Source organism: Sphingopyxis sp. (assembly GCF_036261875.1).
Lineage (GTDB): Bacteria > Pseudomonadota > Alphaproteobacteria > Sphingomonadales > Sphingomonadaceae > Sphingopyxis.
Genome location: NZ_DATAJZ010000007.1, coordinates 161,559 through 186,558, shown reverse-complemented (window position 1 = coordinate 186,558; position 25,000 = coordinate 161,559). Strand labels below are relative to the sequence as shown.

Here is a 25,000-nt window from a genome sequence, read left to right as displayed (position 1 = left end):
GCGAGCCCGGCTTTAGGCCGGGAGAAGCAATCCAGGGTTGAGCAGACCGCTCTGGATTGCTTCGCTACGCTCGCAATGACGATGTGGGACATGCGCTAGGCTTTCCTTTCCTTTCGGGGAGAAGCCTTCTTCTTCGCCGCCTTCGGCTCGGCCTTCTTTTCCGCCTCCTTCTTCGGCTTCGCTTCGGAGGATTTCGGAGGCGGCACCTCCCCCTCTTCTTCGGCCTGCCCCAGCGTGCGCAGGAACATGTTGCGCACGTCGCGGACATGCGCGTTCAGCGTCCTAACGCTCCACCCGGAGGTGTCGACCGGCGGCAGCACGGTGACGCGCACCGTCGCGGGGCGCATCACGAATTCGTTCTTGGGGGCGACGTCGGTGGCGTTGTGGATCACGATCGGGACCAGCGGCACGCCGGCCTGCATCGCCAGATGAAAGGCGCCCTTCTTGAAGGGTTCGAGCTTGGGGGTCAGGCTGCGCGTCCCCTCGGGCGCGATGCAGATCGACTTGCCTTCCTTGCGGATCGCATCGACCAGCGGCTCCATCGCCTTGATCGCGCTCTTGCCGTCGGCGCGGTCGACGAAGACCGTGCCGCCCCATTCCATCAGCTTCCCCAAAATGGGGATGTCCTTGATTTCCTTCTTCCCCACCCCGCCCATGTCGCGGCGGATGAGCTTGGCGAGGATCATCACGTCCGCCTTGCTCTGGTGGTTGAAGATGAAGACGCACGGGCGCGACGACCAGAGGTGGCGCTCGTCCTCGACCTCGAGCTCGACGCCGGTGATCGCGGTCGCGAAGTCGCCGAACAGGCCCATCGAGAAATTGACCGCTTCGCGCTGCGAGCGCGTCAGCGCCCAGATCGGCAGCCCCGCCGCGAAGGCGCCGATCAGCGAGCCGGTCGCATAGATGGTGCGCGTATAATCGACCCACGAGGGCGTGCCGCGGCTCGCGAAGCGCTGCACCGGCCAGTTCCGTTCGTCGGCGATGCCCTTCAGCTTCATGTTCGGATTGAGCGGACGCGGCTTGCCGACGCGTTCGAGCAGTTCGATATCGTCGTCGCTGTCCGAATAGAAGAAGCTCTGACCCAAATCGAGGCCATATTCGGCAGCGAGTTCTTCGGCCGCGAGCACCTTGCCCTCGCCGAAGCACAGGGGGCGGACGATCTCGCCGGTGAAGACGCCGTCCTCGATCTCATAGGCCGAGCATTTGATGTCGGTGATGCCGAGGTCGCGCGCGGTCGGCTCGATCTGATAGATCGTCGCCGACGAGATGATTGCGACGCGGTGCCCCTTCGCCTGATGCGCCTCGATGATCGCGCGCGTTTCGGGATAGATTTTCCGCGCGATATGCTTTTTGTAGAGCTGCTCGCCGAACTCGACGAAGCTTTCCTCCTCGACGCCCTTCATGAATTTGGCGGCGGCGGACATCAGGCCCGAGAAGCCGATGTTGCCGAGGCTGTGCTGCGCGACGACCTGCGCGGTCTCGGCGATCTCCTCGACCGACATTTCGCGGCGCTGGAATTTCTCGCGCAGCATCGCGGTCGCCGAATAGCCCGAAATGATCGTTCCGTCGAAATCGAAGAGCGCGGCGATATGCGATCCGGGTTCGGATGCCAGGACTTCTTCCAAATGCGGCTGTGGCCTCGGCACGCGCATCTCCCCACCAGCGGCTATATTGCCGCCTTTCCCTGCACGATGGCAGCAAAGATGGGGTTAATCAATGGCGCACGGATCACCAAAAAGTGCCGCGCTCCCGCGAAGGCGGGAGCCCATCTCCGGCCAGTGCTAGTTTGAACCGACCGGAGATGGGTCCCCGCCTTCGCGGGGACACGCGGTCTTTTTCCCTCAAGGTTTGAGCGCTGCCGCCTCGCGCGCCAGCGTTTCGATCTTCGCCGGGTCGAGCGGCCCCGCGGGCACCACCCAGCTCCCGCCGACGCAGAGCACCGGATCCAGCGCGAGCCAGTCGGGCGCGGTCGCGGCGCTGATGCCCCCGGTCGGACAGAAGCGCGCATTTCCGAACGGCCCCGCGAGCGCCTTCAGCGCCGGAATGCCGCCGCTGGTCGCCGCGGGGAAGAATTTGAAGCGCGAGAGGCCGAGGTCCATGCCGCGCATGATATCCCCGGCGTTGGCGGTGCCGGGAAGAAAGGGAATGCCGCTCGCCACCGCCGCCTTGCCGAGATTGTCGGTGAGGCCGGGCGAGACGATGAATTCGGCGCCCGCATGGATCGCGCTGTTGAGCATCGCGGGGTCGAGCACGGTGCCTGCACCAACGACCGCGCCCTTGACCGCCTTCATGGCGGTGAGCGCGTCGAGCGCGGCGGGGGTGCGCAAGGTCACTTCGAGCACCGGCAGGCCGCCCGCGACGAGCGCCTCGGCCATCGGGACGGCATCCTCGACGCGATCGATGACAATCACCGGGATGACGGGGGCGAGGCGCATGATCTGGTCGATGCTCTGGTCGGTCATTGCAAACTTTTCTTTCATCGTCATCCCGGCGAAGGCCGGGATCTCATCGTTGCGTCAGGTCTCACCGTCGAGATCCCGGCCTTCGCCGGGATGACGGAAAGTCAAACGACAGTCTCCATCGCCGCCAAAATCGCGGACCCGCCCTTCTCCGCCTCGTCGGCGTGGAGGCGGAACAGCGCGAACAGTTCGCGCCCCACGCCGAGCGCGGGCGGCGGCGGCGCGGCGGGCGCGCGCGACGCCCATTCGGCTTCGTCGACCAGCGCCGTCACCTCGCCCTTTCGCGCGCAGACACGCACCCTATCCCCATCGCGCAGATAGGCGAGCGGGCCGCTCACCCCGTCAGTGCCGGGCAGCGCCTCGGGCGACAAATGGATCACCGCGGGCACTTTTCCGCTCGCGCCCGACATGCGGCCGTCGGTGAGCAGCGCGACGCGAAACCCCTTGTCCTGCAACACGCCGAGCGCGGGGGTGAGCTTGTGCAGCTCGGGCATGCCATTGGCGCGCGGCCCCTGGAAGCGGACGACGACGACGGTGTCGCGGTCGAGCTCGCCCGCCTTGAACGCGGTGAGCACCTGATTCTGGTCGTCGAAGATCCGGCACGGCGCCTCGATCGTCCAGCGATCTTCGGCGACCGCGCTGGTCTTGATAATCGCACGGCCGAGATTGCCCGCGAGCAGGCGCATCCCCCCGTCGGGCAAAAAGGGCGCCGCGACGGGGCGCAGCATCGTATCGTCGCGGGACTCGGCGGGCGCGGCCTGCCAGCGAAGCTCGTCATCCGCCAGCACGGGTTCCGACGCATAGTCGGCCATCGTGCCGCCAACGGTCAGGATGTCGCCGTGGAGCAGCCCGGCGCCGAGCAATTCCCTGACCACGAAGCCGATCCCGCCCGCGGCGTGGAAATGGTTCACGTCGCCCGCGCCGTTCGGATAGACGCGCGCAAGCAGCGGGACCGCGTGGCTCAGCTCGTCGAAATCCTGCCAGTCGATGACGATCCCCGCGGCGCGCGCAATGGCGGGCAGATGGATCGCATGATTGGTCGAACCGCCGGTCGCGAGCAGGCCGATCATCGCGTTGACGATCGCTTTCTCGTCGATGCAGCGCGCGAGCGGGCGATAGTCGTCGCCGTCCCAGCCGATCCGGGTCAGCCGGTGCGTCGCGGCGCGGGTCAGTTCCTGTCGCAATTTCGTGCCCGGATTGACGAAGGCGGCGGCGGGGATGTGCAGCCCCATCAGCTCCATCATCATCTGGTTGCTGTTCGCGGTGCCGTAGAAGGTGCAGGTGCCCGCGCCGTGATAGCTCGCCGCCTCGGCCTCCAGCAGTTCATCGCGGCCGACCTTGCCCTCGGCATAAAGCTGGCGGACGCGCTGCTTTTCCTTGTTCGCGAGGCCCGAGGGCATCGGCCCGGCGGGGACGAGGATCGTCGGCAGATGGCCGAAGCGCAGCGCGCCGATGAGCAGGCCGGGGACGATCTTATCGCAAATGCCGAGCAGCAACGCACCCTCGAACATCGCGTGACTCAGGGCGATCGCGGTGCCTTGGGCGATATTGTCGCGGCTGAACAGCGACAGGTCCATCCCCGCCTGCCCCTGCGTCACCCCGTCGCACATCGCCGGGACGCCGCCCGCGACCTGCGCGGTCGCGCCGGCCTCGCGCGCGAAGAGTTTGATCTGCTCGGGATAGCGGCCATAGGGCTGATGCGCCGAGAGCATGTCGTTATAGGCAGTGACGATGCCGATATTCATTTCGGCGCCCGACCGGATCGCGGGCTTGTCCTCACCCGACGCCGCAAAGCCGTGCGCGAGATTGCCGCACGAAAGGGTGCCGCGGTTGGTGCCGGCGTCGCGCTGGCGCTGCATCAGGTCGAGATAGGCAGCGCGGCGCGGGGCGCTGCGGGTGATGATGCGGTCGGTGACTGCGGCGATGGCGGGGTGGAGGTCAGTCATAAGAAAATCCAATCTCCTCTCCCCTTGCGGGAGAGGGATGTGCAGACTTGCGAGCTTGCTCGCTAGTCGGAGCTGGGTGAGGGGTTGCGGTCGCACCGCGACCGCGCGAGCCGGAGGCTCGCATACCCCTCATCCAACTGCGCCTAGGCGCTACGCGCCAAGGCTTCGTATCCTTCTCCCGCAAGGGGAGAAGGGAGGAAACAATCTCAATCATGCCAGCTCGCTCCATCGCGTTCGATCAGCGCGATCGCGCTCGACGGGCCCCAGCTTCCGGCGGTGTAATTTTGCGGCACCATATCGACCTCGGCCCAGGCGCCGAGAATCGAGTCGATCCATTGCCATTGCGCCTCGACCTCGTCGCGGCGCACGAACAGTGTCTGTTCGCCCTCGATGAAATCGAGCAGCAGCCGTTCATAGGCGATCCGCCGCCGCTCGCCCGCGAAGCTGTGCGAGAGCGAGACGTCAAGCGTCACTTCCTTCAATTTCACGCCGCCGCGGTCGAGCCCCGGCTGCTTCGCCATCACCTTGACCCGGATATTCTCCTCGGGCTGCAGATTGATGATCATCATGTTCGCGTCGAGCTTTCCCGCGCCAACCGGCGCGAAGATATTATGCGGCACCGGCTTGAACTGGATCAGTACCTCCGACTTGCGCTCGGGCATCCGCTTGCCGGTGCGCAGATAGAAGGGCACGCCCTTCCAACGCCAATTGTCGATAAACGCCTTCAGCGCGACGAAGGTTTCGGTGTTCGACGGATGGCCAAGCTCGTCGGCATAGCCCACGACCGCGGCGCCGTTGACTGCGCCGCTGCTATACTGACCCTTGACGCTGTGCGCCTTGACGTCGGCGGCGCTCATCTTGCGGAGGCTGCGGAGCAGCTTGACCTTCTCGTCGCGCACCGCGGTCGACGATACGCTCGCGGGCGGCTCCATCGCGATGATCGCGAGCAATTGGAGCATATGGTTCTGCACCATGTCCTTGAGCGCGCCGACGCCGTCATAATAGGAGACGCGGCCTTCGAGGCCCACCGTCTCGGCGACGGTGATCTGGACATGGTCGATCGCCTGCGCGTTCCACAAGGGCTCGAACAGCATGTTGGCGAAGCGCAGCGCGAGGAGGTTCTGGACCGTTTCCTTGCCGAGATAATGGTCGATGCGGAAGATATGATCCTCGGCAAAGGCATCGCCGACCTGTTCGTTGACCGCGCGCGACGAGGCGAGGTCGTGGCCGATCGGCTTTTCCATCGCGATGCGGCATTCGGCGCAGGCGATTCCCGCGCCTTTGAGCCCCTGCGCGATCGGTCCGAACATCGACGGCGGGGTCGAGAGATAGGCGCCGAGCGGGCGGCCGAGCCGGTCGCCGAGCATTGCGGCCAAATCGTCGTAGCCGGTGCCCGCGCCGGCATCGACCGGGCAATAATCGATGCGTTCGAGGAAGCCCGCGATATGGCCCTCGTCGAGCCGATCCCCGGACAGATGATCGGCCAGCGCCTCGCGCACCATCGCGTGACAGCCGGCGCGGTCCATCTTCGAGCGGCCCGAAGCGACGATCGTCAGCGCGTCGGCGAGCAGCCCATCGACATGCAGGTTATAGAGCGAGGGAAAAAGCATGCGCTGCGCGAGGTCGCCCGTCGCGCCGAACAGGATCAGGGTTTCGACTTTCACGCTCACTTGGGTTCCCTTCGTAGCTCCGGTGGATTGGAGAAGGCTGGCGATGAATGCAACGCGCATACGTAGGCCGCATACGATGTCCACTCTTGGCAAAATCCCCGCATTTGCCATAGGGAGCGGCGATGTCCGACAGCACACAGCCCTATGATGTCATCGTCGTCGGCGGCGGTGTCAATGGCGCCGGTATCGCACGCGATGCCGCGGGACGCGGCGCGCGGGTGCTGCTGATCGAGCAGGGCGACCTGGCGCGCGGCACATCGTCGGCGTCGACCAAGCTGATTCACGGCGGATTGCGCTACCTCGAGCATTATGAATTCGGCCTGGTGCGCGAGGCGCTGAAGGAGCGCGAGATATTGTGGGGGATCGCGCCGCACATCATCTGGCCGCTGCGTTTCGTCCTCCCCTATCGTGCCGGGCTTCGCCCGCGCTGGCTGCTGCGGCTCGGCCTGTTTCTCTACGATCATATCGGCGGGCGGAAGAAGCTGCCCGCGACACGCTCGATCGACCTCAAGCGCCACGAAGCTGGGGCGCCGCTGCAACCGCAATATCGCAAGGCGTTCGAATATTCGGACGGCTGGGTCGACGACGCGCGGCTCGTGCTGCTCAACGCGCGCGATGCCGCCGACCGGGGCGCGCGGATCAGGACGCACACGCGCGCCGAACTGATGCGCGTCGAGGACGGGCTGTGGGTCGTCGAGGCATCGGACGACCGCGGCCGCAGCTATCGCTTCACCGGGCGCAGCCTCGTCAACGCGGCGGGCCCGGCGGTGCTCGACCTGCTCGCCCGCGCGTCCGCCCCGCCCGACTATCAGATGCGGCTCGTGCGCGGATCGCATATCGTCGTGCGCCGGAAGTTCGAGCATCCCTACGCCTATTTCTTCCAGCTTCCCGACGGGCGCATCTTCTTTGCCATTCCCTATGAGCGCGACTTCACGCTGATCGGCACCACCGATCAGGATCATGACGGCCCGCTGGGCGACGTCCGCGCGAGCGCCGAGGAAATCGCCTATCTGTGCGAAGGGGCAAGCGAATATTTCCGCGAGCCGGTCGCCCCCGCCGATGTCGTCTGGACCTATTCGGGCGTCCGCCCGCTGGTCGAGGACGGATCGGGCCGTCCCGAGGCGGCGACGCGCGGCTACCGGATCGACGTCGATCTGGAGGAAGGCGCACCGCTGCTCACCGTCTATGGCGGCAAGATCACCAGCTATCGCCATGTCGCCGAACATGCGGTCGACGAGCTGTCGGACCATCTGGAGGCGGTGTCGGTCAAGCGCTGGACCGCGACCGCGCCGCTGCCCGGCGGCGATTTTCCGACGAACGGCGCGGCGGCGCTCAAGGCCGAATATAGACTCGCTTACCCGTTCCTGCCCGTCGCAACGGTCGATCGGATCGTCAAGGCCTATGGCACCGACGCGCGCCGCTGGCTCGGCGACGCCGATAGCTGGGACGCACTCGGCGGCGAGATCGCGCATGGGCTGAGCGTCGCCGAGGTCCGCTGGATGGTGACGCGCGAATGGGCGCGCGATGTCGAGGACATATTGTGGCGACGCAGCAAGCTGGGGCTGCATTTAACGGAGGCGGAGGTTGCGCGATTGCAGACCTGCCTCGATGCGGTAACGCCGACACTGCCCGAGTAAAGCGTCGTCATTGCGAGCGAAGCGAAGCAATCCAGCGCCCGCGTAAACCGCCCTGGAGTACTTCGCTTCGCTCGCAATGACGGGGTGTCAGGCCGCCTCGGCTTCCGCTTCCGCGGGCAGGCGGATCATATAGTCGAACGCCGACAGCGCCGCCTTCGACCCTTCGCCCATCGCGATGACGATCTGCTTGTAGGGCACGGTCGTGCAGTCGCCCGCGGCGAAGATGCCCGCCTGGCTCGTCTCGCCGCGGTGATCGACCTCGATCTCGCCGTGGCGCGACAGGGTGACCGCGTCCTTCAGCCATTCGGTGTTGGGGACGAGGCCGATCTGGACGAAAATGCCCTCGAGCTCGATCTGGTGCAGTTCGTCCTTGTTGCGGTCCTTGTAGGAAAGTCCCGTCACCTTCGCGCCGTCGCCGAGCACTTCGGTGGTCAGCGCCGAGGTGATGATCTTGACGTTCGGCAGGCTCGCCAGCTTGCGCTGGAGCACCGCGTCGGCGCGAAGCTGGCTGTCGAATTCGATCAGCGTCACATGCGCGACGATCCCCGCAAGATCGATCGCTGCCTCGACGCCGCTGTTGCCGCCGCCGACCACCGCGACGCGCTTGCCCTTGTAAAGTGGGCCGTCGCAGTGCGGGCAGTAGGCCACGCCCTTGTTGCGATATTCGTCCTCGCCCGGCACGCCGAGCTGGCGCCAGCGCGCGCCGGTCGACAGGATCACGGTGCGCGCCTTGAGCGACGCGCCGCTCGCCAGCCGAACCTCGTGGAGGCCGCCCTCCTTCGCCGCCGGGATCAGCTTTTCGGCGCGCTGGAGGTTCATGATGTCGACGTCATAGTCTTTGACGTGCTGCTCCAGTTGCGCGACGAGCTTCGGCCCTTCGGTGTGCTGGACCGAGATGAAATTCTCGATCGCCATCGTGTCGAGCACCTGCCCGCCGAAGCGTTCGGCGACGATGCCGGTGCGGATGCCCTTGCGCGCCGCATAGATCGCGGCCGCGGCGCCCGCGGGGCCGCCGCCGACGACGAGCACGTCGAACGCGTCCTTGGCGGCGATCTTCTCCGCCGCCTTCGCCTCGGCGCCGCTGTCGAGCTTCGCGAGAATCTGTTCGAGTTCCATTCGGCCCTGACCGAAATTCTCGCCATTCAGGAAGATCGTCGGCACCGCCATGATCTTGCGATCCTCGACCTCGGCCTGAAACAGCCCGCCGTCGATCGCAGTGTGAGTGATGCGCGGATTGACGACGCTCATCAGATTGAGCGCCTGCACGATGTCGGGGCAATTCTGGCACGACAGCGAGAAATAGGTTTCGAAATGATAGTCGCCGCCCAGCGCCGCGACCTGCTCCAGCACCTCGGGCGCGACCTTCGGGGGATGTCCCCCGACCTGCAGCAGCGCGAGGACGAGCGAGGTGAATTCATGGCCGAGCGGGATGCCGGCGAAACGAACGGCAATCTCGGGATGGCCGGCGCGGCGGATCAGGAAGCTCGGACGGCGCGCATCGTCATCGGTCTGCGACACGCTGACCTTGTCCGACAGCGAGGCGATCTGATCGAGGAGGTCCGCCATCTCAACCGACTTCGGGCTGTCGTCGAGCGACGAAAGCAGTTCGATCGGGTCACGAAGGTTCGTGAGGAGGCCTTGAAGCTGCTGCTTCAGATTGGCGTCGAGCATGGGGGAGAGCTCCTACAATTTTTAAGAAAAGGGCCCGTGCTCCCGCGAAGGCGGGAGCCCATCTCCTGCCGGTGCTATGTTGCACCGTCCGGAGATGGGCCCCTGCCTTCGCAGGGGCACGCGGCATTTTAAGATCGCTTAGATCTTGCCGACGAGGTCGAGCGAGGGAGCGAGCGTTTCGGCGCCCTCTTCCCACTTCGCGGGGCAGACTTCACCCGGGTGGCTGACCCAATATTGCAGCGCCTTGATCTTGCGCAGCAATTCGGCGGCATTGCGGCCCACACCCTCAGGGGTGATTTCGAGGAGCTGGATTTCGCCCTGCGGGTCGAGGACGAAGGTGCCGCGGTCGGCAAGGCCGACGCCCTGGCGCAGGACCTCGAAATTATTCGAGATGTTGTGGTTCTGGTCGCCAACCATGTAATAGTTGATCTTGCCGATCGCCGGCGAGGTGTCGTGCCAAGCCTTGTGGCAGAAATGCGTGTCGGTCGACACGGCATAGACTTCGACGCCCATCTTCTGCAGCTGCGGATAGATGTCGGCGAGATCTTCGAGCTCGGTCGGGCAGACAAAGGTGAAGTCGGCGGGATAGAAGAAGAAGACCGCCCACTTGCCCTTGACGTCGGCATCGCTGATGTCGACGAACTTGCCATCCTTGTAGGCGGTGGCGTTGAAAGGCTTGAGGGTCGTGTTCAGAACGGACATTCGGGAGAGCTCCTTGGTTGGTGGAGCCCTCCCCTAGCCATGTTTGTTGCAATGCGGAAAGTGAAAATATCGGCCCCTTTGATCGAAAATTTCGATCATGTTTTCTGCTCCGCGACCTGACCCGATTCGGGAAAAAGCGCTGAATTGCGTTAGGTCTTTTGTGACGGGGTCGTGATAATTGCCCCCGAATGGACCAGATTCGCGATTCCATCTATTATGAACAGCTCGCGCGCGTCGCGCGGCTGAAAGCGAATGCGTCCGACGACCCCTTTCTCGCGCGCCGCCTGCGGGAAGCGGCGGTCCGCCACGAGCAGAAGGCACGCAAGCTCAAGCGCGCCGAGCAGGCGCCCGAATAGCGCCGGCGGCGACGATGGCGGAAGCAATGGCGCGCGGGACCAGCGGAGATGAGCAATATCGTTTCGCTATCGCTCTTGAAGTTGCGCCTGGCGTCCCATCGCCGCCACTTGGATGGCTCAAATGGGGTGGGAAACGGACGTGGGATAAGCGTCGCCCCCGCGAGGGCGGGGCCGCTATCGGCCTTATCCTTCAGCGCGTCGTAAACCGACAGCGGCCCTCGCCTTCGCGGGGGCGACGGCTAACTTCGACCGAACCCCGTCATCCCGGCGAAGGCCGGGATGACGGGAGCCGTTAGTAGATGGCCGTTCCCCACCCCTAAGCTGCCTTGCGCAGATGCGGGTGAAGGATGCGTACCGCTGGCTGGAATGTCGCACTGTAGAGAGCGATGGAAAATGGCGCGCCCGGCAGGATTCGAACCTGCGACCACCCGCTTAGAAGGCGGGTGCTCTATCCAGCTGAGCTACGGGCGCGCGGCACGGCTGTGCCCCGGGGGCGAATAGCGTGGTTTGCGTCGGGCGCAAAGCGCGTTAAGCAGCGGGCGCGATGACCGAAACCCCACCCTCCTCCTCCGCGCCCTCGCACGTCAGCGCTTCGACGATCCGGCATTTCCGCTATTACGACCTTGTCATGGCGGCATTCGTGGCGATCCTGCTCTTGTCGAACATCATTGGCGCATCAAAGCTGGCGACGGTTGGCGGCGTCACCTTCGGTGCGGGGATTCTGTTTTTCCCCCTCAGCTATGTCATCGGCGACGTGCTGACCGAGGTGTATGGCTATGCACGCGCGCGGCGCGTGATTTGGGCCGGGTTTGCCGCCCTGATTTTTATGGCGATAATGAGTTGGGTTGTCGTTGCGATGCCGCCCGCCGATGGATGGGGCGGGCAGGCAGCTTATGAGACCGTCTTCGGCAATGCTTGGCGGATCGTCCTCGCATCGGTGATCGCCTTCTGGGCGGGCGAGTTTGTCAATAGCTACGTCTTGGCGCGGATGAAGCTGTGGACCGGCGGCAGGCATCTTTGGACCCGGACGATCGGATCAACCATATTCGGGCAGGCATTCGATAGCCTGCTTTTCTATCCCATTGCATTTCTGGGTATCTGGACGACCGAACAGGTCGTCACCGTCATGATAACCAACTGGGCGATGAAGGTGGCATGGGAAGCCGCGCTGACCCCCGCAACCTATCTGGTGGTCGGGGCGTTGAAGCGGCGCGAGGGTGTCGACGTGTTCGATGAAGGCACCGATTTCAATCCGTTCGGCGCCAAGGTTTGATGTTTCCATGACTCTGATCGAACTGGCCTCCTTGTTCGAGGCCCGCAAGCTGTCGGTGATCGAAGCGACCGGTCTCGATAAGGATGCGCTGCACATCTATTTCGGGATGGCGCTGTTCGTGCTGGTCCGCCTCGCCTGGCGCGGGCGCGGCGGGTGGCTTGCCGCCTGGATCGCGGTGCTGGTCATGGCGTGCGGCGGCGAGTGGCTCGACCTGACCGCGGAATATAGCAAATCGGCGATCCAGCCCGACGCGGAGCATTGGCACGATATCTGGAACACGATGTTCTGGCCGACGGTGCTGCTGGTCGTCGGGCGCTGGCTTCAGCCCGTGGCAGAAGCTCGGGCAGAGCCCGCCGACGCAATATCAGGCGAGAACGCCGAGCGCCGCCTCGAACAGGCGTAGCCCGTCGGTGCCGCCGTGCGCGCGGTCGATCGCGCGCTCGGGGTGCGGCATCATGCCCAGCACATTGCCCGCATCATTGAGCACGCCCGCGATCGCACGCGCCGAGCCGTTGACGCCGTCGGTGTAGCGGAAGGCGACGCGCCCCTCGCCCTCGATGCGGTCGAGCGTCGCGGCATCGGCGAAATAATTGCCGTCGTGATGCGCGACCGGGATGTGGATTTCCTCACCCGCGCCATAGGCGGCGGTGAACAGCGACTGGCTGTTCTCGACCTTGAGCGGCACCGTGCGGCAGACGAAGTTCAGCCCGGCGTTGCGCATCAGCGCGCCCGGAAGCAGCTGCGCTTCGGTCAGCACCTGAAAGCCGTTGCACACGCCGAGCACGGGCACGCCGCGCCCCGCGGCCTCGGCGACCGCGCGCAGGACCGGCGAGCGCGCCGCCATCGCGCCCGAGCGGAGATAGTCGCCATAGGAAAAGCCGCCGGGCAGCGCGATGAAGTCGGTGCCCTCGGGCAGCTCGGTCTCGCGATGCCAGACCATCGCGGGCGCGCGGCCGGTCACGGTCTCGAGCGCGACGGCCATGTCGCGGTCGCAGTTGGAGCCGGGAAAGACGATGACGGCGGTCTTCATGGGCGGGCTCCTGTCCTGCGCTCAGGCGCGTTCGATGCGGTAGTTTTCGATCACCGTATTGGCGAGCAGCTTTGCGCACATCGCGTCGAGATCGGCATCGCTCGTGCCGTCGGCGACGTCGAGTTCGATGAAGCGCCCCGCGCGGACATCCGCGACGCCGCCGAAACCCAGCCCTTCGAGCGCGTGGTGGATCGCCTTGCCCTGCGGGTCGAGCACCCCGGGCTTCAGCGTCACATAGACATTCACTTTCATGGGATCGAACCTTTGCGCGCGGGCTTGGGAGGATGGGCGCGCCTATGCCCGCGAATCGCGTTGCGGGCAAGGGCCGCGGCGCCGAAAAATGCGCTTCTTCGGACTGCGAACCAATCGCATCTTTCCTGTTGCGAATCGCTCGCACTATCCCTAGATCATAGTTGTTGAGAAGGATTCGCACATGGTCGTCTGTGTCTGCAACGCAATAAGGGAACGCGATTTGCGCGACGTCGCAAAGAACGGCCAGTTGCGGTGCGCCAAGGCTGCCTATGCGCAATTGGGTCGCAAACCCAAGTGCGGCCAGTGCCTGTCATTCGCTCGCAATATCATCAGCGACGTCGCAGCGACCGCCTGATTTTTCGCAGATTTCTGCCATTTTCACCCTTGGCCTGAGGGGGCATGGGGCGGTATAATGCCGCCACTCCCACACCCAAGAAAATGACAGGACTGACACCATGAAGGGCGACGAAAAGGTCATCGACTTCCTCAACGAAGCGCTCAAGAACGAGCTGACCGCGATCAACCAATACTGGCTGCACTATCGCATGCTCGACAATTGGGGCGTCTCGCGCCTCGCGCATTTCGAGCGCGAAGAGTCGATCGACGAGATGAAGCACGCCGACAAGCTCGCCGACCGCATCCTCTTCCTTGGCGGGCTGCCCAATTTCCAGCTGCTCGGCCGCCTGCGCGTCGGCGAGACGGTCGAGGAAATCCTCAAGGCCGACCTCGCGGTCGAGGAGGAAGCGATCCCGCTGCTCCGCGACGCGATCGCGCACAGCGAGAGCGTCCGCGACTATGTCAGCCGCGACCTCTTCTCCGACATCCTCGAAAGCGAGGAGCATCATGTCGACGAGCTCGAAAAGCAGTTCGAGTTGATCGAACGGATGGGAATCGAGAATTACATCCAGCTCCAGTCGAAGCCGGTCGGCGAGGACTGAGCTCCCCCGCTCCATCGTCGCGCCCGCCTTGGCGGGGGCGAGAAAAATCGGCGGAAATCAGGGGATATCCAGAGGCGTCTTCGGGCGCCTCTTTTTTCGCTTGTATTTGAGAATAATTCTCAATAGCAAGGTCGAGCAGTCCCCTCCTGCCGGCCGCTGCATCTTTCAGCTGCACTAAAGCGGCCGGCATCTTTTTCCGCGCGAAGCGGCCGGGGGACACAGATCATCAAGGGAGACCTCATGCAGGGCAGCAGCGACCTGATCCGGAAATTCACCGAACAGCCGCTCATCCGCGACCTGCCGGTCGATGCCGCGCAAGCCGTGCTCGCGCTGCGCTATTGCATCCTCTGTCGCCGCAGCGAACGCGACCCGATGCCCGAACTCGAACGACGCTGGGGCAATATCCTCGCCGCGCGACGTTACCGCCTGGTGGTCGAGGCAATCGGCCATATCTGGCCCGATCCCTTCGCGGTCGCCCCGCCCTGCTGCCCGCGCCTCAGCTTCGACGAAGCCCTCCTCGCCGCGATGGTCGGCGCCGCGGGCCGCGGCGACCAAGCGCGGTTCGACACGCTCACCGCCGAAATGCTGGGCAGCGACGCGCGCACGATGCTGTTCACCACGCTCGAGAATTTCGTTCGGGCAAGGGCGCCGGGACGGGTTTAGAGTCTGGAGTCGCCGGCTTTGGGGTGGGAAGCTGCCCCTTCCTAATTTTCGTCATTCCCGCGAAAGCGGGAACCCAGAGCGTGCGTCAGCTAACCCCACACTGGGTTCCCGCTTTCGCGGGAATGACGCGGATAAGAGAAGATAAGAGATGCTTAGCGCGACTTTCAGACTCTCGTCATCCCGGACTTGATCCGGGATCCATTCTCTCAGCGCCGGATGAATGGATCCCGGATCAAGTCCGGGATGACGATGCAAGGTCGGTCCGCAACCGGTCGTTAACAGTCACACCGTCCTCGCTACTTCCCCGCCTTGTCGCTCACCGCCTTGATCACCAGCGCTTTATCGTCGAGCAGATAGCGCTGCGCCAGCGCTTGCAGTTCGGCGGGCGTCGCAGCCTCGACGATCGCGAGGCTGTTGCGGCTGCGGTCGAGGCGGTCGGCGCGGCTTGTCGCTTCGGCCACATAGGGCAGCCAATAGCTGTTCTCGCGCCGCGCCTTGGTCATGCTTTCGAGCAGCGGCTTGCGCGCGCGGTCGAGCAGATCGGCATCGACCGGCGTATCGCGCAATTCCTTCGCAATGGCGAAGACCGCCGCACGCGTCGTCGCCAGATCCTTGTAGTCGACATTGCTCGCCGCGAGGAGATACCCATAGCCCGGATATTCGTCCGACAGGCTGACCCCCGCGCCGGGGCTGTAGCTTTCGCCGAGCTTCTCGCGCAGTTCCTCGGTCAGCTTGAGCTGCATCAGCCGCGACAGAAGATTCAGCCGCATCGCCTCGGTCAGGTCGCTGTCGTCGCGCGCGGGCCAATAGACGCGGATTTCGGCCTGCTCCGCCGGCCCCTTGTGGATCAACGTCCGCTCACTGCGGTCGGTCGCGAAATGGCGCACGCGCGCGTCGGCGCGCGGGTCGAAGGCAGCGCGGCGTTCGGGGAGCGCGCCAAAGGTCTTTGCGATCGCATCGATCGCCGCCTGCTCATCGATGTCGCCGACGATGCCGATCTCGATCGCGCCGTGCGCCAGGCTGTCGGCGATCGCGGGCTTGAGCTGCGCCCAGTCGAGCGCCATCATCTTGGCGAGCGGCGGCGTCTGCTCGCGCGGATCGTCACCGGCGAGAATACCGTCGGCGTCACGGCCGATCACCGCGGCGGGAGTCGCGTCGTTCGCGGCATATTGCTGCGGCAGATAGCGGCGGATCAGCGCCAGCCCATCGGCGCGATAACCGGGGTGGGTGAGGAAGGCCGCCATCAGTTCGGCCTGCAATCCGAAATCCTCGGGCGAGGTCAGCGCGCTGCCGCCAAAGGCATCGTCGCTCGCGCCGAAAGCCGGATTCACCGTCCGGCCGGCGAGGATCGTGCGCAGTTCGTCGAAGCTGTGCGCTTCGAGCCCGCCGACCATCAGCGAGCCCGCCAGCGCGACCTTCGTCGGGTCGTCGCGCGTCGCGAGCAGATTGCCGCCGTCGACGCGCAGCGACAGATAGACGCGGTCCTTCTGAAAATCGGTCTTCTTGATGTTGAGCATCACATTGTTCGCGAAGCGGATGCGGCGAATGCCGAGGTCGTCGACCCGCGTGTCGCTGACCACCGTCCCCGGCGTGCCGAAATTGTCATAGGCGAATTTCACGCTCGCCGCCGCGGCGGGCGCGCTGACCGCGACCTGCTGCGACGCATCGAGCGCGGCGAGGATCGCGCCGGTGCCGCCTTCGATCGGCGCCTTGGCGGTGACGCGCGCCAGCGGCGGGCTGAGCCCCTCCATCCGCTTGCGGAACGCCGCGGTCACCGCATCGGCGGTCAGCGTCGGCGCGACCGCGTCGAACATCGCCTGGGTGGTTTCGGGACGGACGACGACGAAGCGGCCGTCGGCCGCCTTGACCAGCACGTCGGCCATCGTGTCGCTGCGCCGCGTATCGACCCCGGCAACCGCATTTTTGAGCGCGGTGCGGCGGTTGGCGAGCTGTTCGTCGACCTCGGCCTGAGTGAAGCCATATTGGACCGCGCGGCGCCATTCCTGCTCGACGAGCGCGAGCGCATCCTTCCACGCGCCCTCCTTAGCGACCGCGCCGACGCTGACCTGGTCGAAGCGCTTCCAGCCGTCATTGTCGCTGAAATAGCCGGCGAGGATCGGCGAATTTTCGTCGAGCGCGATCTTCGCGAGCCGGCGGCTGAGGATCGCCTCGCCGACATCCTCGGCCAGCTTGCGCGCCCGCTTCGCCTTGCTGTCGATCTCGTCCACCCACGGCTTGAACGCGGAGATCGTCACCGAATCCTGGATTGCGGGATCGATGAAATCGTCCGCCGCCTCGGGCCGCTTGAAGTCGATGCCGCCAATATCGGGGTCGGCGCCCGCGGGGCCGCGGCCCTTCCAGTCCGAAAAGCGCGCCTTGATCTTCGCCTCGATCGCGGCGGGATCGAAATCGCCGACCATCACCAGCGTCGCGCGCTCGGGGCGGTAATAGCGGTCATAAATATCGCGGATGCGCGACGCGGGGGCGGTCTTGATCACCTCTTCGGTACCGACCGGGATGCGGCTCGCGACCTTCATCCCCTGCATCTGGAAATCGAGCTGGTCGATCAGGCTGCGAAGCTGATAGCTATCGCGCGCGCGGCGTTCGGACAGGATGATGCCGCGCTCGCGGTCGACCGCGGCGGGGTCGATCGTCACTTCGCTCGCGGTCTCGCGCATCAGCATCAGGCCGGTATCGACCAGATCGTCGGAGGCATTGGGCAGGTCGAGCTGATAGACGGTCTGGTCGAAGCCGGTCACCGCGTTGGTGTCGGCACCGAAGGCGAGGCCCTTGCGCTCGAGCAGCTTCACCATCTCGCCCTCGGGCACATGGGTCGATCCGTTGAACACCATATGTTCGAGGAAGTGGGCGAGCCCGCGCTGATCGTCGGCCTCGGCGAAGCTGCCGACGTCGAAGCGCAGGCGGACGAGGACGCTGTCCTTGGGCGTGCTGTTCCTGAGCAGCGCATATTTCATCCCGTTCGGCAGCACGCCGAAGACGATGTTCGGATCGACCGCGATATCGCTCGCGGCAAAGTTCCAGGCCTTGGCGGCGGCAGTTTGCGGATTGACGGTCGCGGCGGCGGGCGCGGGTGCCGGTTTGGCAAGGACGGGCGCGGGGCCGGCGGCGATGAGGACGAGGGGCGACAGCGCGAGCGACGCGCGCCGGAGCAGGTGCAATTTCATGCCGCCGGTGTGACGGCGCCCGCGCGGCGGGTCAAGCGCCGCCTAGGCGCGGCGCGACACGCTTTCGACGGACGACTTGATGTTTCGATCAATCGCCTTGGCGGCATAAAGTGCGCGGTCGGCGACCTCGAACAGGTCGCGGCTCGTCGGTCCGTTTTCGGGCCAGGCGGCGACGCCGATGCTCGCGCCGACGCGGATCACATGTCCCTCGATCCGGCAGGGCGCGGCGAGCGCCGCGAGGATATGGTCGGCGAGCGCGGTTTCAAGCAGCGGCGATCCCGCGGGCACGAGGATCGCGAACTCGTCGCCCCCTTGGCGCGCGACCATCGCGTCCTTGCCACACGCACGGCGCAGCCGCACCGCGATTTCGCACAGAAGCTGATCGCCCACCGCATGGCCGTGCCGGTCGTTCACCGGCTTGAAACCGTCGAGATCGAGCAGCGCGATCGCAAAGGGCCGACCCTCGCGCGCCCGTCCGATCTCCTCGGCGAGGCGGAGATCGAAGGCGCGGCGGTTGGGCAGCGCGGTCAGCGGATCGCTGTGCGCAAGCTCGCGCATCTGGCGCTGGAGCATCAGCAGATCGACGAGCTGGCCGTGCTGCTGAACGATCATGCGGATCAGAAAGATCGTCGCGACGATCAGGCTCGTCCCCGCGCCCACTTCGGCGGCGTGTCCGGAGGTCAGCATCAGCCCCGCGACGGGCACCAGTCCGATGGCGATGTTGACCAGCGCGGCGAAGCGGATCGGCGACAGGCAATAAGCGGTGGCGAGCGATCCCATCGCCATGATCATCGCATAATAGCTGTGATTCTCGGGCGCGGCGGCGAGCCAGTTGACCACGGTCCAGACGCTGCACATCGCGCCCATCACCGCCGACAGCCACGTCGCCTCGATGCGGATGCGCCGCGCCCGGCGCGGGCTCATGCGGCGGCCGCGATTCTTCATCAGCGTGGCGAAGCCGAGCAGGCAGACGCACGCGAGGATGACGGGAAAGCCGATGCGGATGACCGGATGGACGGTGGCGATGCCGGCATAGATGGCGGTCGGCGTCGTCGCCGCCAGCATCAGGAACAGCATCGGAGTCAGCGTCTCAATGCGATGCGCGCGCAAAAGCGCCAGATCGTCCCGGATAGCATCCGGAACCGGCGGGAATACCCGCGCGCCAAACCCATGAAAGACCCCCGTCATAGGGCGGAGGTAGCAAGCTGTGGTAAATCAAGCCTTAAGGATGGCTAGAGCATCGAGCCCCAGTCTGATCCACGTCCCGTTCGTGTCGAGCGAAGTCGAGACACCCATCGGGGCAGCGCGACCCCGATGGGTGTCTCGACTTCGCTCGACACGAACGGATCGAGATGATGCAGATTTGAAGCTCGGCGCCCTGGCGCCGCCGCCTCAGCTCTTCTTCTTGCGATGGCTTTCGAGGTCGAGCACCGCATTGTCGCCGCCCTCGGGCAACAGGCCGAGCCGCCGTGCGACCTCCTGATAGGCCTCGACCTCTCCGCCGAGATCGCGGCGGAAGCGGTCCTTGTCGAGCTTTTCGTTCGTCGCCATGTCCCACAGGCGGCAGCCGTCGGGGCTAATCTCGTCGGCCAGGATGATGCGGCTATAGTCGCCCTCATAGAGCCGCCCGAATTCGAGCTTGAAGTCGATGAGGCGGATGCCGACGCCCGCGAACATGCCCGACATGAAGTCGTTGATGCGGATCGCCAGATCCTGGATATCGTGAAGCTCGTCCTGGCTGCACCAGTTGAAGCAGGCGATATGCTCCTCGGCCACCAGCGGATCGCCGAGCGCGTCGTCCTTGTAGCAATATTCGATCAGGGTGCGCGGAAGCGGCGTCCCCTCTTCGATCCCGAGCCGCTTCGACAGCGTGCCCGCGGCGACGTTGCGCACGATCACCTCGATCGGCACGATCTCGACCTGGCGGATGAGCTGTTCGCGCATGTTGAGGCGGCGGATGAAATGGTGCGGCACGCCGATGTTGCCGAGAAGCGTGAAGACATGCTCCGAAATCCGGTTGTTGAGCACGCCCTTGCCGTTGATCGTCCCGCGCTTCTGCGCGTTGAAGGCGGTCGCGTCGTCCTTGAAATACTGGATCAGCGTGCCCGGTTCGGGGCCTTCGTAAAGGATCTTGGCTTTGCCTTCGTAGATCTGGCGGCGACGGGCCATGGCGCGCGGACTTTCTGTCGGAACCAAAAGAAGAACCCGGCGAAAGCGACTCAGGCAAGAGGCGCGCCGCCGGGGCGATGCGGCGCCTATAGCGACAAAGCGCGGGCGCGTCATCCCCGGCATCGCGTCCTCCATCTCGCCCGTCGGAACGATCCGCGCCCCATCGCTCACTTACGTTTACGTAAACTAGAGCTTGCCTTCGCCCGCCCGGCTTGCAACCATGGCTCGATCCCCAAGGAGAGAGACATGAGCTACAACGAGATTCGCCTCGACAAGCAGGACGGCATCGCCATCCTGACCCTCTACCGGCCCGAGCGGATGAACGCCTTCACCGCCGACATGATGGCCGAGATCATCGACGCGCTGGACGAGTGCGATGCCGACGACGCGGTGCGCGCGGTGATCTTCACCGGCCATGGCGACAAGGCCTATTGCGCGGGCGCCGACCTGGGGTCGGGCGGCGACACTTTCGATTACGACAAGCGCGCCGACAAGCAACGCCAGCTTCCCGAGGGCACGCCGCCGAGCCCGGTCGCGCCCGATGGCACGATCGACTGGTCGCATCCCCTAGTGCGCGACGGCGGCGGGCGCGTGTCGATGCGTATCTTCGCGGCGAAGAAACCGGTGCTCGGCGCGATCAACGGCGCCGCGGTCGGCATCGGCGCGACGATGACGCTGCCGATGGACGCGCGCCTCGCGAGCGAGACCGCGCGCTACGGCTTCGTCTTCGCGCGCCGCGGCATCGTCCCCGAGGCGGCGTCGAGCTGGTTCCTGCCGCGCCTCGTCGGCATCGCGAACGCGGTCGACCTCTGCTATTCGGGGCGCCTGATTTCAGCCGCCGAGGCGCAGGAAAAGGGCCTCGTCCAGTCGGTTCATGCGCCGGGCGCGCTGATCGACGCCGCGATCGCCAAGGCGCGCGAGATGACCGAGCATAGCGCCCCCGTCTCGGTCGCGCTCACCCGCCACATGCTCTGGCGCATGATGGGCGCCCCGCACCCGATGAGCGCGCACCGCTGGGACAGCCGCGTCATCTTCTCACGCGGCCGCAGCCCCGATGCCGTCGAGGGCGTGACGAGCTTCCTCGAAAAGCGCGCGCCCAATTTCACCGCCAGCGTCGCGAACGACTATCCCTGGTTCGACGAGTTCGAGGAAAGCCCGCCCTATGGCTGAGGCGCCCCAGCCTTGACCTGCCGCGCTTTGAAATAGGGGCGGAAAAACAGGTAGAGGCCGGTCAGGGTCAGCAGGAACAGCGGCGCGAGCGGGAGATAATAGACCCATTGCGCCGGCTGCCTGCCGATGCCGAGCGTCGCGAAGATGGCGGCGACGATCACGGTGAAGACGATCGACGTCCAGCGGTGGAATGGCCGGATCCAGGTCATGGCAGTCTCCTCATGCACGCGCGCTCAATCGAGCGCCGCGACGGTTTTTTCCAGATTTTCCAGATGAATGCGCCAGCCGCCCAGCGCGCCGCCGAACGCCTGCTTCTGCTCGGGGCGGAAGCCGGTCTGCTCGACGCGGAGCAGCGTCCCGGCATCCGCGGGTTCGAGCGTGAAGGTGACGACGCTTTCGAGGTCGAACGCGGGGTCCGCGTGCGGGTGATTCCAGCTGTACGACAGCATCCGCCCCGGATCGACGTCAAGGATTTCGCATTCGACCTGTCCCCAGTCGCCGCGAAGCTGGAAGCGGTGACCGAGGTCGAGGCCGAAGTCGTTCTTCATCAGCCATTCCTCGATCAGATGCTGCGTCGTCAGCGCGCGCCAGATTTTTTCGGGCGGATGCGGGATTTCGCGTTCGACGGTGACCGTGCGGACGTCGGGCGATGCGTTCATTGATCCATCCTTTTCAGCAAATCTTCGAGATCGTCGAACCGCGCTTCCCAGAAGCGAGTCATGCGGCCGGTCCAGTCGACCAGCGGCGCGAGCGCGCGTTGCTGCGCGCTGTAATGCGTCTGCCGCCCCTCGTGGCGGTCGAGCACCAGCCCGGCCTGCCGAAGCACGCCGAGATGCTTCGACACCGCGGGTTGCGAGATTCCGGCGCCGCTGGTCAACGCGGCGACGGTCTGTTCGCCATCGAGGCAAAGCCGCTCGAACAGGCCGCGCCGGGTCGGGTCGGCAAGCGCCCTGAACAGAAGGTCGGGAGATGCGGTCATAATCCATAACTCCATGGCTATGGATTATTCATAATCGTATAGTTATGAATAAGTCAAGCGCCCGCGTCAGGCCGTGTCATAGGTCCGCCGCCCGCGCGTCGCGGTCATCCGATGCGAGTTCGTCAGCTTGAGGTCATGCATGCGCACCGGCGCAACGCTGTGCCAGTCGGCGGTTATGCGATCGGGCGTCAGCGCGACGGTCGCATAGCCGCGATCCTGGGTATTCGCCCAGCGGAGCTGCGGCGACGAAGCATGCAGCGCCGAAACGCGCCTATTGTCGGATATGCCGGGAGTATAGGCCTCGAACCCCGGCGAGGTGACGCTCTGCCCGCCGACCTCGACCCCCGCCGGCCGGCCGTCGTGCGCGAGATCGAACGCCCAGGCGTTGTGGCTATCGCCCGACAGGGTGACGAGATCAGCGTCGGCGCGCTGCGCGGCGGCGAGCAGACGGTCGCGCGCGATGGGATAGCCGTCCCAGCTGTCCATGTTGAGCGGCAGCCCCGCCTGCGCGGCGAGCTGCGCCACTTCGACGCGGCGCTTCACATAATCGGGCTGGTCGGCACCGAACCAGTCACGCGACTCGGGCGGCGTGAACAGCGATCCCATCACGATCTGCTGTGCGCAGACCTGCCAGCGCGTCCCTGCCTTCACCGACCTGGCGAAGCCGTCGAACAACCATTTTTCCTGCTCGGCGCCCATCAACTGGCGCTGCGGGTCGCGATAGGCGGTTTCGGCGAAGGTCTTGAGCGTCGCCGCGACGTCGCCCTTTCCTTCCAGCAGCGCGCCGAGATCGAACGGCTCGTCGCGCGCGGTAACGCGTGTTTCGGGAAGGAAGATCGTCGCGAGGTCGCCGACCTGATAGTCGCGCCAGCGGGTCTCGGCGACCGGCATCCATTCGCTGTGGGCGCGCTCGGCGGCCGCCTTGCGATCTTCCCAGCTTCCCTCGCCCGCATTGTGATTCTCCGCCCCGCCCTTCCAGGTGTCGTTGGCGAATTCATGATCATCCCACTGGGCGATCATCGGGAAGAGCTGATGTAGCCGCTGCAGATCGGGATCGGCGCGATAGGCGGCATAGCGGAGCCGATAGTCGGCAAGCGCGATCAGTTCCTGCGGCGGCTGCACCAGCCGTCCTGGCACCGCTTCCTTCGCCGTGGGATAATCGCCGGCCCGATATTCGTAGAAATAGTCGCCGACATGCGCGACGAGATCGATGTCGCCGCGCGCTGCGGCATGGCCATAGGCGTTGAACCAGCCGAAGGGCATGTTCGCGCACGAAAAGAGCGCGAGCGTGAAGGCGCTCGCCGGCCCCTGCGGCAAAGTGCGGGTGCGGCCGATCGGCGACGTGGTGCCGTCGGGCGCGATGAAGCGGTAGAAATACCAGCGACCCGGCGCGAGCCCGTCGACGGTGACCTTGGCGGTATGGTCGCGCTCGCCCTCGGCGGTGACGCTGCCGCCGCCCGCCACGGCCGTGAAATCGGGCGTCGCGGACAGCTCGACCGTCAGCCGCGTGTCCGACGGCGCGGCGTAGCGGGTCCAGAGCAGGATGCTGTTCGCGCCCGGCTCGCCGCTCGCGACGCCGTGGGTAAAGCCCTGCGCCGCCATCGCCTTCGCTGCGCCGGGCAGCGCCATCGCCGCAAGCCCCGCGGTGCCGAGCTTGATGAGCAGGCGGCGGTCGATTTCGCCCCAGAGCTGGTGCATCGCATGTCTCCCTTTGCCGGGTCTTTGCCCGATCCGCGTTACAACTCCTCGTCAGCCGGCGGCGCCGAGCGCGAGCAGCAGCAGCATGAACATGATCACCGCGAACAGGCTGAAGAGCAGCAGCAGGCTCGTTCGCGCCAGCGCCCCGATCCGCGACGATCGATAGGCACCGCGAAGCTGGCGATACATGTGGAAAGGCGCATAGAACAGCGCGGCAAAGGTCGCGAGTTCGCCGAAGATCGTCAGGTTGAGCAAGCGCACGACCACGAACATCAGCAGCATGAAGCTGATCGAATAGGTCACGAAGACGAAATGGTCATAGGTGTGAAAGCGCCGGCTGAACGGATAGAGCAGCCACATAAAGGGCAGCGACAGCGGGATCAGCGCCCAGGCGAATTTATAGGCGTTCGCCTGCACCTTGTAGAGAATCAGCGCCGGGTTCGCGAGCGCCTTTTCCATGCCGTGATCGATGAAGGCGATGCCGGTATCACTCTTGTTGCGCGCGATGAAGGCGGCGCTCGTTTCGATCTGGTCGGTCGGATCGCTCAGCACCGGCGGCCCCAGCGCGCGCTCGGCATCGCGCTCGGCCTTGCTCCGGCTGCGCGCGACACCCAGATAGCCGGCGCTTTTCTGGAGCGTGTCGCGCTCGGCCTGTAATTCGCCGCGCCGCGCCGCGGGCAAGTTTTTTTTCGCCAGTTCGATGTCGATCCGGTCGACCTCGTCCTGCATACTGTCCTTGATCGCCGCCGCGCGCGTCTGTTCGGCGGCCGCCTTGTTCAGCTCCTGGCCGAGACCGCCGCCCGCGCCGACCATCGCGAGCACCGCATAGGTCAGGAACACCGCGAAAAGGAATAGCGCCAGCGGTGAGATGAAGCGCGCGCGCTCGCCATGAATATAGCGGCGCGTCAGATCGCCCGGCCGCCACGCGAGCAGCGGCAGCGTGTTCCACAGCTTGCCCTCGAAATGGAAGATCGCGTGGACGAGGTCGTGCCCGATCGCGCCGAAGCTGCGATGGACATCGGCCTTCTGCCCGCAGCGGTGGCAATGCGACCCGACGAGGCTCGTCCCGCAATTGAGACAGCGTTCGCCGCCGTGCCCGCCGGTGCCGCCGTGCCTCGGCTCGACCGCCGAGCCCGCCAGCCCAGCCGTGATCGCCGCTCCGATGCTTTCGATGTCCCCGCTCATGCGCCCCTGCCTAGTGG

Annotated in this window: 24 protein-coding genes and 1 tRNA gene; 8 read left to right on the top strand and 17 right to left on the bottom strand. The window is 65.4% G+C overall.

Annotated features, from left to right (window positions below; translation table 11 throughout):
• Positions 1-95 precede the first annotated feature (95 nt).
• From VHO04_RS02695 to zwf, 4 genes are all read right to left on the bottom strand, one after another.
• Entirely contained in the window at positions 96-1,652 is a 1,557-nt protein-coding gene (locus tag VHO04_RS02695; RefSeq protein ID WP_329626917.1) for an HAD-IB family hydrolase, read from the bottom strand.
• Positions 1,653-1,841: 189 nt separating this feature from the next.
• Positions 1,842-2,462 carry a bifunctional 4-hydroxy-2-oxoglutarate aldolase/2-dehydro-3-deoxy-phosphogluconate aldolase gene (eda, locus tag VHO04_RS02690; protein WP_329626916.1) on the bottom strand — a complete coding sequence of 207 codons (621 nt, stop codon included), beginning with the start codon at positions 2,460-2,462 and terminating at the stop codon, positions 1,842-1,844.
• A gap of 101 nt (positions 2,463-2,563) precedes the next feature.
• Positions 2,564-4,405 (bottom strand): phosphogluconate dehydratase, encoded by a 1,842-nt coding sequence (gene edd, locus VHO04_RS02685; protein ID WP_329626915.1) that lies wholly within the window; start codon positions 4,403-4,405, stop codon positions 2,564-2,566.
• 206 nt (positions 4,406-4,611) lie between these two features.
• Positions 4,612-6,015: a glucose-6-phosphate dehydrogenase gene (zwf, locus tag VHO04_RS02680; protein WP_329627015.1), complete on the bottom strand. Its 1,404-nt coding sequence runs from the start codon at positions 6,013-6,015 to the stop codon at positions 4,612-4,614.
• 182 nt (positions 6,016-6,197) lie between these two features.
• Between zwf and glpD the strand changes: the two genes are divergently transcribed.
• Positions 6,198-7,712, top strand: a complete 1,515-nt coding sequence (gene glpD, locus VHO04_RS02675; RefSeq protein WP_329626914.1) for a glycerol-3-phosphate dehydrogenase — start codon at positions 6,198-6,200, stop codon at positions 7,710-7,712.
• An 87-nt stretch (positions 7,713-7,799) separates the two neighbouring features.
• Here the strand turns inward: glpD and ahpF are convergent, their stop codons facing one another.
• Both ahpF and ahpC read right to left on the bottom strand, forming a co-directional pair.
• Entirely contained in the window at positions 7,800-9,383 is a 1,584-nt protein-coding gene (gene ahpF / locus VHO04_RS02670; protein ID WP_329626913.1) for an alkyl hydroperoxide reductase subunit F, read from the bottom strand.
• A 138-nt stretch (positions 9,384-9,521) separates the two neighbouring features.
• Positions 9,522-10,085, bottom strand: coding sequence for an alkyl hydroperoxide reductase subunit C (gene ahpC / locus VHO04_RS02665; RefSeq protein ID WP_297661279.1), 564 nt, complete (start codon positions 10,083-10,085; stop codon positions 9,522-9,524).
• Between the two features lie 188 nt (positions 10,086-10,273).
• On the opposite strand from ahpC, the gene VHO04_RS02660 reads away from it, so the two are divergent.
• The gene (locus VHO04_RS02660) at positions 10,274-10,441 is read left to right on the top strand and encodes a hypothetical protein (RefSeq protein WP_257544470.1); all 168 of its coding nucleotides are present in this window, start codon (positions 10,274-10,276) and stop codon (positions 10,439-10,441) included.
• A 394-nt stretch (positions 10,442-10,835) separates the two neighbouring features.
• Here VHO04_RS02660 and VHO04_RS02655 read toward each other — a convergent pair.
• Positions 10,836-10,912: transfer RNA gene (locus VHO04_RS02655), tRNA-Arg, on the bottom strand.
• 73 nt (positions 10,913-10,985) lie between these two features.
• Between VHO04_RS02655 and VHO04_RS02650 the strand changes: the two genes are divergently transcribed.
• Positions 10,986-11,714 carry a queuosine precursor transporter gene (locus VHO04_RS02650; protein ID WP_329626912.1) on the top strand — a complete coding sequence of 243 codons (729 nt, stop codon included), beginning with the start codon at positions 10,986-10,988 and terminating at the stop codon, positions 11,712-11,714.
• A 7-nt stretch (positions 11,715-11,721) separates the two neighbouring features.
• Positions 11,722-12,117 (top strand): hypothetical protein, encoded by a 396-nt coding sequence (locus VHO04_RS02645; RefSeq protein WP_329626911.1) that lies wholly within the window; start codon positions 11,722-11,724, stop codon positions 12,115-12,117.
• On the opposite strand, the gene purQ is transcribed toward VHO04_RS02645, so the two are convergent.
• On the bottom strand, positions 12,079-12,744 hold the full coding sequence (gene purQ / locus VHO04_RS02640) for a phosphoribosylformylglycinamidine synthase subunit PurQ (RefSeq protein ID WP_329626910.1): 666 nt from the start codon (positions 12,742-12,744) through the stop codon (positions 12,079-12,081). The two genes, VHO04_RS02645 and purQ, sit on opposite strands and share 39 nt — an antisense overlap.
• A 21-nt stretch (positions 12,745-12,765) precedes the next feature.
• Entirely contained in the window at positions 12,766-12,996 is a 231-nt protein-coding gene (gene purS, locus VHO04_RS02635) for a phosphoribosylformylglycinamidine synthase subunit PurS (protein ID WP_058812514.1), read from the bottom strand.
• Positions 12,997-13,177: 181 nt separating this feature from the next.
• Here purS and VHO04_RS02630 point away from each other — a divergent pair, with 181 nt between their 5' ends.
• The 3 genes from VHO04_RS02630 to VHO04_RS02620 all read left to right on the top strand — a co-directional run bounded on the left by VHO04_RS02630 (position 13,178) and on the right by VHO04_RS02620 (position 14,597).
• Positions 13,178-13,351: a (2Fe-2S)-binding protein gene (locus VHO04_RS02630; protein WP_095387519.1), complete on the top strand. Its 174-nt coding sequence runs from the start codon at positions 13,178-13,180 to the stop codon at positions 13,349-13,351.
• 100 nt (positions 13,352-13,451) lie between these two features.
• Positions 13,452-13,934, top strand: coding sequence for a bacterioferritin (gene bfr / locus VHO04_RS02625; RefSeq protein WP_257544487.1), 483 nt, complete (start codon positions 13,452-13,454; stop codon positions 13,932-13,934).
• A gap of 240 nt (positions 13,935-14,174) precedes the next feature.
• Positions 14,175-14,597 carry an addiction module antidote protein gene (locus VHO04_RS02620; RefSeq protein WP_329626909.1) on the top strand — a complete coding sequence of 141 codons (423 nt, stop codon included), beginning with the start codon at positions 14,175-14,177 and terminating at the stop codon, positions 14,595-14,597.
• A 296-nt stretch (positions 14,598-14,893) separates the two neighbouring features.
• Here VHO04_RS02620 and VHO04_RS02615 read toward each other — a convergent pair whose 3' ends face one another.
• The 3 genes from VHO04_RS02615 to purC form a co-directional block, all read right to left on the bottom strand.
• A complete protein-coding gene (locus tag VHO04_RS02615) occupies positions 14,894-17,782 on the bottom strand; it encodes a M16 family metallopeptidase (RefSeq protein ID WP_329626908.1) in 2,889 nt (962 codons plus the stop codon).
• A gap of 42 nt (positions 17,783-17,824) precedes the next feature.
• Positions 17,825-18,859 (bottom strand): diguanylate cyclase domain-containing protein, encoded by a 1,035-nt coding sequence (locus VHO04_RS02610; RefSeq protein WP_329626907.1) that lies wholly within the window; start codon positions 18,857-18,859, stop codon positions 17,825-17,827.
• Between the two features lie 315 nt (positions 18,860-19,174).
• Positions 19,175-19,951: a phosphoribosylaminoimidazolesuccinocarboxamide synthase gene (purC, locus tag VHO04_RS02605; RefSeq protein WP_257544496.1), complete on the bottom strand. Its 777-nt coding sequence runs from the start codon at positions 19,949-19,951 to the stop codon at positions 19,175-19,177.
• A 246-nt stretch (positions 19,952-20,197) separates the two neighbouring features.
• Here purC and VHO04_RS02600 point away from each other — a divergent pair, with 246 nt between their 5' ends.
• Positions 20,198-21,121: a crotonase/enoyl-CoA hydratase family protein gene (locus VHO04_RS02600; protein ID WP_329626906.1), complete on the top strand. Its 924-nt coding sequence runs from the start codon at positions 20,198-20,200 to the stop codon at positions 21,119-21,121.
• On the opposite strand, the gene VHO04_RS02595 is transcribed toward VHO04_RS02600, so the two are convergent.
• From VHO04_RS02595 to VHO04_RS02575, 5 genes are all read right to left on the bottom strand, one after another.
• Positions 21,112-21,330 carry a hypothetical protein gene (locus tag VHO04_RS02595; RefSeq protein WP_257544500.1) on the bottom strand — a complete coding sequence of 73 codons (219 nt, stop codon included), beginning with the start codon at positions 21,328-21,330 and terminating at the stop codon, positions 21,112-21,114. The genes VHO04_RS02600 and VHO04_RS02595 overlap by 10 nt on opposite strands.
• Before the next feature lie 24 nt (positions 21,331-21,354).
• Positions 21,355-21,780 carry an SRPBCC domain-containing protein gene (locus VHO04_RS02590; protein WP_329626905.1) on the bottom strand — a complete coding sequence of 142 codons (426 nt, stop codon included), beginning with the start codon at positions 21,778-21,780 and terminating at the stop codon, positions 21,355-21,357.
• The gene (locus tag VHO04_RS02585) at positions 21,777-22,100 is read right to left on the bottom strand and encodes an ArsR/SmtB family transcription factor (protein ID WP_257544504.1); all 324 of its coding nucleotides are present in this window, start codon (positions 22,098-22,100) and stop codon (positions 21,777-21,779) included. Before VHO04_RS02585 ends, VHO04_RS02590 begins: the two co-directional genes overlap by 4 nt.
• A gap of 66 nt (positions 22,101-22,166) precedes the next feature.
• Positions 22,167-23,798, bottom strand: coding sequence for an alkaline phosphatase D family protein (locus tag VHO04_RS02580; RefSeq protein ID WP_329626904.1), 1,632 nt, complete (start codon positions 23,796-23,798; stop codon positions 22,167-22,169).
• Between the two features lie 51 nt (positions 23,799-23,849).
• Positions 23,850-24,983, bottom strand: a complete 1,134-nt coding sequence (locus tag VHO04_RS02575; RefSeq protein ID WP_329626903.1) for a DUF3667 domain-containing protein — start codon at positions 24,981-24,983, stop codon at positions 23,850-23,852.
• Between the last annotated feature and the right edge of the window lie 17 nt (positions 24,984-25,000).

What these genes read in the sequence shown, in the direction of transcription:
- VHO04_RS02615 (WP_329626908.1), bottom strand. Translation starts at nt 17,782, where the DNA reads ATGAAATTGCACCTGCTCCGGCGCGCGTCGCTCGCGCTGTCGCCCCTC.
- VHO04_RS02630 (WP_095387519.1), top strand. Translation starts at nt 13,178, where the DNA reads ATGGTCGTCTGTGTCTGCAACGCAATAAGGGAACGCGATTTGCGCGAC.
- ahpF (WP_329626913.1), bottom strand. Translation starts at nt 9,383, where the DNA reads ATGCTCGACGCCAATCTGAAGCAGCAGCTTCAAGGCCTCCTCACGAAC.
- VHO04_RS02610 (WP_329626907.1), bottom strand. Translation starts at nt 18,859, where the DNA reads ATGCTGTTCCTGATGCTGGCGGCGACGACGCCGACCGCCATCTATGCC.
- edd (WP_329626915.1), bottom strand. Translation starts at nt 4,405, where the DNA reads ATGACTGACCTCCACCCCGCCATCGCCGCAGTCACCGACCGCATCATC.
- VHO04_RS02595 (WP_257544500.1), bottom strand. Translation starts at nt 21,330, where the DNA reads ATGACCTGGATCCGGCCATTCCACCGCTGGACGTCGATCGTCTTCACC.
- VHO04_RS02645 (WP_329626911.1), top strand. Translation starts at nt 11,722, where the DNA reads ATGACTCTGATCGAACTGGCCTCCTTGTTCGAGGCCCGCAAGCTGTCG.
- VHO04_RS02590 (WP_329626905.1), bottom strand. Translation starts at nt 21,780, where the DNA reads ATGAACGCATCGCCCGACGTCCGCACGGTCACCGTCGAACGCGAAATC.
- VHO04_RS02585 (WP_257544504.1), bottom strand. Translation starts at nt 22,100, where the DNA reads ATGACCGCATCTCCCGACCTTCTGTTCAGGGCGCTTGCCGACCCGACC.
- VHO04_RS02575 (WP_329626903.1), bottom strand. Translation starts at nt 24,983, where the DNA reads ATGAGCGGGGACATCGAAAGCATCGGAGCGGCGATCACGGCTGGGCTG.
- purS (WP_058812514.1), bottom strand. Translation starts at nt 12,996, where the DNA reads ATGAAAGTGAATGTCTATGTGACGCTGAAGCCCGGGGTGCTCGACCCG.
- glpD (WP_329626914.1), top strand. Translation starts at nt 6,198, where the DNA reads ATGTCCGACAGCACACAGCCCTATGATGTCATCGTCGTCGGCGGCGGT.
- VHO04_RS02620 (WP_329626909.1), top strand. Translation starts at nt 14,175, where the DNA reads ATGCAGGGCAGCAGCGACCTGATCCGGAAATTCACCGAACAGCCGCTC.
- zwf (WP_329627015.1), bottom strand. Translation starts at nt 6,015, where the DNA reads ATGCTTTTTCCCTCGCTCTATAACCTGCATGTCGATGGGCTGCTCGCC.
- eda (WP_329626916.1), bottom strand. Translation starts at nt 2,462, where the DNA reads ATGACCGACCAGAGCATCGACCAGATCATGCGCCTCGCCCCCGTCATC.
- ahpC (WP_297661279.1), bottom strand. Translation starts at nt 10,085, where the DNA reads ATGTCCGTTCTGAACACGACCCTCAAGCCTTTCAACGCCACCGCCTAC.
- VHO04_RS02580 (WP_329626904.1), bottom strand. Translation starts at nt 23,798, where the DNA reads ATGCACCAGCTCTGGGGCGAAATCGACCGCCGCCTGCTCATCAAGCTC.
- purQ (WP_329626910.1), bottom strand. Translation starts at nt 12,744, where the DNA reads ATGAAGACCGCCGTCATCGTCTTTCCCGGCTCCAACTGCGACCGCGAC.
- VHO04_RS02695 (WP_329626917.1), bottom strand. Translation starts at nt 1,652, where the DNA reads ATGCGCGTGCCGAGGCCACAGCCGCATTTGGAAGAAGTCCTGGCATCC.
- VHO04_RS02650 (WP_329626912.1), top strand. Translation starts at nt 10,986, where the DNA reads ATGACCGAAACCCCACCCTCCTCCTCCGCGCCCTCGCACGTCAGCGCT.
- VHO04_RS02660 (WP_257544470.1), top strand. Translation starts at nt 10,274, where the DNA reads ATGGACCAGATTCGCGATTCCATCTATTATGAACAGCTCGCGCGCGTC.
- bfr (WP_257544487.1), top strand. Translation starts at nt 13,452, where the DNA reads ATGAAGGGCGACGAAAAGGTCATCGACTTCCTCAACGAAGCGCTCAAG.
- purC (WP_257544496.1), bottom strand. Translation starts at nt 19,951, where the DNA reads ATGGCCCGTCGCCGCCAGATCTACGAAGGCAAAGCCAAGATCCTTTAC.
- VHO04_RS02600 (WP_329626906.1), top strand. Translation starts at nt 20,198, where the DNA reads ATGAGCTACAACGAGATTCGCCTCGACAAGCAGGACGGCATCGCCATC.